This is a genomic window from Methylobacterium oxalidis (genome assembly GCF_007992195.1).
Lineage (GTDB): Bacteria > Pseudomonadota > Alphaproteobacteria > Rhizobiales > Beijerinckiaceae > Methylobacterium > Methylobacterium oxalidis.
In genome coordinates this window covers 1-987 of record NZ_BJZU01000309.1, presented here as the reverse complement: position 1 = coordinate 987, position 987 = coordinate 1, and the positions used below count along the sequence as shown (strand labels likewise).

Here is a 987-nt window from a genome sequence, read left to right as displayed (position 1 = left end):
TGATCCTCCCCCATTGAAGTGGTCCGGCCTTTGGTATGGCTTCTGAGCCAGGAGGACGGACGAGATGGCAAAGCGACCCAAGCCCGAGGAGATCGTTGCCAAGCTGCGGCAGGCGGACGTGCTGATCTCGCAGGGCCAGAGCGTGGCCGAGGCAATCCGCGCGATCGGCGTGACGGAGGTGACGTACTATCGCTGGCGCAAAGAGTACGGCGGCCTGAAGTCGAACCAGGTTCGGCGGATGAAGGATCTGGAGACCGAGAATGCTCGACTTCGGAAGGCGATCGCGGACCTGACGCTGGATAAGCTGATCCTGCAGGAGGCGGCCCAGGGAAACTTCTGAGCCCCGCGCGCCGCCGCGTCTGTGTTGAGCACGTCAGGAACGTCCTGCACGTCTCCGAGCGCCGCGCCTGTCGTGCGCTCGGTCAGCATCGCTCGACACAGCGCAAGCTGCCGCGGGGTGACGATGATGAAGAGGCTCTCACGGCCGACCTCGTCGCCTTGGCGCGCCAGTACGGGCGCTACGGCTACCGCAAGATCGCCGCGCTGCTGAAGGCGGCGGGCTGGCTCGTCAACGACAAGCGCGTCGAGCGGATCTGGCGACGCGAAGGCCTGAAGGTGCCCCAGAAGCAGCCGAAGAAGGGCCGCCTCTGGGACGCAGACGGCTCCTGTGTCCGGCTGCGGCCGGAGCACCCCAACCACGTCTGGTCCTACGACTTCGTGGAGGAGCGCACGCACGATGGGCGCAAGTTCCGGATGCTCAACGTCATCGACGAGTTCACGCACGAGTGCCTGGCCATCCGGGTCGCCCGCAAGCTCAAAGCCATCGACGTGATCGATGTCTTGTCCGACCTGTTCATCCTGCGCGGTGTGCCGGGCCACATCCGCTCCGACAACGGCCCGGAGTTCGTGGCCAAAACTGTGCAGAGCTGGATCACCGGCGTGGGAGCCCAGACCGCCTACATCGCGCCTGGCAGCCCTTGGGAGAAC

General features: G+C 65.6%; 1 pseudogene. It reads left to right on the top strand.

Going from position 1 to position 987, the window contains the following annotated elements:
• Positions 1 to 64: 64 nt before the first annotated feature.
• Positions 65 to 987 (top strand): annotated as a pseudogene (locus tag MOX02_RS30740) (IS3 family transposase); the annotation flags it as partial.